Consider the following 3,163-nt stretch of genomic DNA (forward strand, 5'->3'; position numbering starts at 1 on the left):
TATCGTCTTTCTGCCGGGCTCATGGGGAAAGGGCCATGTCGGGCCGCCCGGCGCCGCGCTCGATACGCTCATCCAGAAGATCTCGAACGAAGAAACGCTGCCTGCAATCGCTGAAGGCTACCTGGCCCAGGCCCGGTTTGCTGCGAGCCACCGGTGGCTCGCGGTGGCGCCGCCCCGGCCCTCCGAACTGGACGTGAAGTTCACCCGTCATGGCGCAGAGCTGACGGTCAATGCCACGCCGTCGGCCAGCCTGGGGAAATCTGCGGATTTCCAGTATTCATTCGCTTTGCTGGCGAACCAGAAGGTCACCGCGCGAACCGGCTACACGCCCACCGCTTCGGCGACGTTTACGTTGCCCGAACAAACCGACGATCCGGAGATCCGCATTGACCTGAAGGATCCGTTCTCGGCACAGGGGTCGGTGACGGTGCCAGTTCCGCAGTGAATGCGTGACCCAGGCGGCATGGTTGACAATATTTGACCGGAAACCGCTTTGCAACCTTTGATTCATGTAGAGGCGTGATGCCCGCCAATGGCACCGCGCGCGCCTATGCGTGTCTTTCATCCGGCCAATGCGCAACCACTGTCTAACCCTGAAAACGCGGGGCGATCGAAGAAGCATTGCCGGCATTCCGCAGCCCGGCCTGGACAACTGGCCGCGCCAACCGTCAGCGCTGAAATAATTTGTCGCGCAAAAGCCCTGTTCAAGATCTTGAGCACGGGGAAGTGACAGATTACGATCAGCTGAACGCAGGGTTTTAGCTTCAAAGCAGTAACGTCGACAGGCAACGCGCGGAGTGCTCATGGCTACGTATACTTACCCTGGAGGGCCCGACCTCTGATCTTGCCCGGTGCAGAAGAAGACACCATTCAGGGAGATGGCACCCTGGCCAATTCAAGCGTGACGGTCAGCCTCACCGGCGGTTCGCAGACGCTGTATGTCCATGACGCTCACGTGATACTCAACCAGACCGGCGGCAACGATACGCTTGAGCTGAACAATTCCGCATTGACCGTTTCTGGCAATGCGGCGCCCCAGACGGTAGTATTTGGGGAAGGAGCCAATAGCCTGCGGCTGTCCGAGGCAAATTACACCAATTATGGTGTAAACGGGATGCAGATTACCGGCATGGAACAGGGCGACGGGATCATTGCCCCAGACGGATATTTCATTTCCGATTTTGCTTATTCCGGCACAACGCTCACAGTCAGCCTGACGCCCATCGGCGATCCGCCTGGCGGCTCGACAACCCACTCCATCCCCATCTCGCCCGTGGCCGGGGCCGACGGCGCCGCGCTTCCTGCCGGCAGCCTGCAACTGAACGAGGACGGCACGATTCTCTCCGATGGTGTCTACGCCGGTCCGGCTGTCTGCTTCCTGCGGGGCACGTTGATCAGCACGGACCGGGGAGAGGTGGCAGTGCAGAGCCTCAAAATCGGCGACAAGGTCCTCTGCCTCAGCGGCGTGCGTGAAGTGCGGTGGATCGGCTATCGTCACGATCTCGTTCGCAGCATCCCGAAGGATCGCCGTGACGAGTCCTTCCCCATCGTCATCCGGCGCAATGCCATCGACGACAACGTTCCATATCGCGACCTGCGTGTCTCGCCGTGGCATCATTTGTATATCGGCGGCGTGCTGATCCGGGCGAAAGACTTGGTCAATGGCATCAGCATCGCCGTTGACAGAAGCATGACCACGCTTTCCTACTATCATGTCGAACTCGACCAGTTCGACATGATCCTCGCCCACGGTATGCATTCCGAGTCCTGGGCGGACGGCGGCAATCGCGATTTCTTTCACAACGTGGATGTCACCTCGCTCATGCCGGCCGACCGCAAACGCCGGCTCGCGCCACGTCCCGGTTTCGAGCGGGCCGCTCCGGAGGTGGTTGAACAGGTCCGCGCCAGGCTCGCCGAACGCGCGGCGGCCATTGGCGGCGAAGCCGAGAACTCGGCTGCGGCCTGACGGCCGCTCGCAGGCCGAATGTGCCCAGCCCACCGTGGATGAGCGCCGGGCGCCGGCGCTCACGATCATGGGATCCGATGCCCCGGCGCCGATGTCCGCGGGTTGGGCGCGATTGGCAATGCCCGGCAAGAAAAAAGCCGCCTAGGTCAACGACTTAGGCGGCTTTCTTGGCCGTGCCGGGCGCGGCACTGCAAGTATTCTGGTAGGCGGTATTGGAATCGAACCAACGACCTCTACGATGTCAACGTAGCGCTCTAACCATCTGAGCTAACCGCCTGCAAAGAAGAAAGATTATATAGGGCTTTTATTCGTCGCGCAAGCGTTCGTCGGCCTGACGGACGGCCTCGACCAGCGCGCGGATCTTGTCCGCCGACTTCAGGCCGGGAGCCGTTTCCACGCCGCTGCTGACGTCCACCGCCCAGGGACGGATCGCCTGGATGGTGGCGCCTACATTGGCGGCGTTCAGGCCGCCGGACAGGACGAGCGGCCGCGCCGCTGGGTCGGCTTGCACACTGCCCAGGAGCGCGTGGTCGAAGGCCTGGCCGCTGCCGCCGTAGCCCGCGCTATAGCTGTCGAACAGCCAGGCGGCCGCCTGCCCGTAGGCGCGGCACGCGGCCGCCAGCGTGTCGGGGGTATCCAGCCCCGGGGCGCCGGCGCGGAACGCCCGCATGTAGCGGGCGCCGTGGCGCTCGCATTCCTGCGGGGCTTCGTCGCCGTGGAACTGCAGCAGGTCGGGCCCGACCTGCTCCAGCACCGCGCGCACCTCGGCCGGCTCGGGGTTGACGAACAGGGCCACCACGTCGACGAAGGCCGGCACCGTGCGGCGCAACTGCGCGGCCTGGGCCGGCGTGACATAGCGCTTGCTGCCCGGATAGAACACGAAGCCGATCGCGTCCGCCCCGGCCTGCACGGCCGAGGCGATGTCTGCTGCGCGGGTCAGACCGCAGATCTTGACGCGTGTACGCATGATGCTATTTGAAGGCGGCGGCCGGATCGGCCGCGCTGTCGCCGTAGATGCTGGTGCCGTAGGTGTTGTCGATCTCGATCTTGATAGTACTGGGATCGACGGTGGACTGGCCAGCCTTGTAGTGCATGACCAGGCCGGGGAACAGCATGACCGCGGCCACCATCAGCAGCTGGATCACGATGAACGGCACCGAGCCCCAGTAGATCTGGCCGGTGGTCACCGGCTCGATG

At 63.3% G+C, this 3,163-nt stretch carries 3 protein-coding genes, 1 tRNA gene and 1 pseudogene; 2 read left to right on the top strand and 3 right to left on the bottom strand.

The genetic code is table 11. The features are described from left to right. Together VKZ87_RS15585 and VKZ87_RS15590 are read left to right on the top strand one after the other, a co-directional pair. Positions 1-445 (top strand): hypothetical protein (locus VKZ87_RS15585; protein WP_324222185.1); only part of this gene is annotated, 445 nt, incomplete at its 5' end. 399 nt (positions 446-844) lie between these two features. After that, complete coding sequence (locus VKZ87_RS15590) at positions 845-1,966, top strand: Hint domain-containing protein (protein WP_324222186.1); 1,122 nt, start codon at positions 845-847, stop codon at positions 1,964-1,966. 200 nt (positions 1,967-2,166) lie between these two features. Here VKZ87_RS15590 and VKZ87_RS15595 read toward each other — a convergent pair. The 3 genes and pseudogenes from VKZ87_RS15595 to VKZ87_RS15605 form a co-directional block, all read right to left on the bottom strand. Next, positions 2,167-2,243, bottom strand: a tRNA-Val gene (locus tag VKZ87_RS15595). Positions 2,244-2,270: 27 nt separating this feature from the next. After that, positions 2,271-2,933 (bottom strand): phosphoribosylanthranilate isomerase, encoded by a 663-nt coding sequence (locus tag VKZ87_RS15600; protein WP_324222187.1) that lies wholly within the window; start codon positions 2,931-2,933, stop codon positions 2,271-2,273. A 4-nt stretch (positions 2,934-2,937) separates the two neighbouring features. After that, positions 2,938-3,163, bottom strand: a pseudogene (locus VKZ87_RS15605) (hypothetical protein); the annotation flags it as partial.

It is taken from the genome of Ferrovibrio sp., from assembly GCF_035304305.1.
GTDB lineage: Bacteria > Pseudomonadota > Alphaproteobacteria > Ferrovibrionales > Ferrovibrionaceae > Ferrovibrio.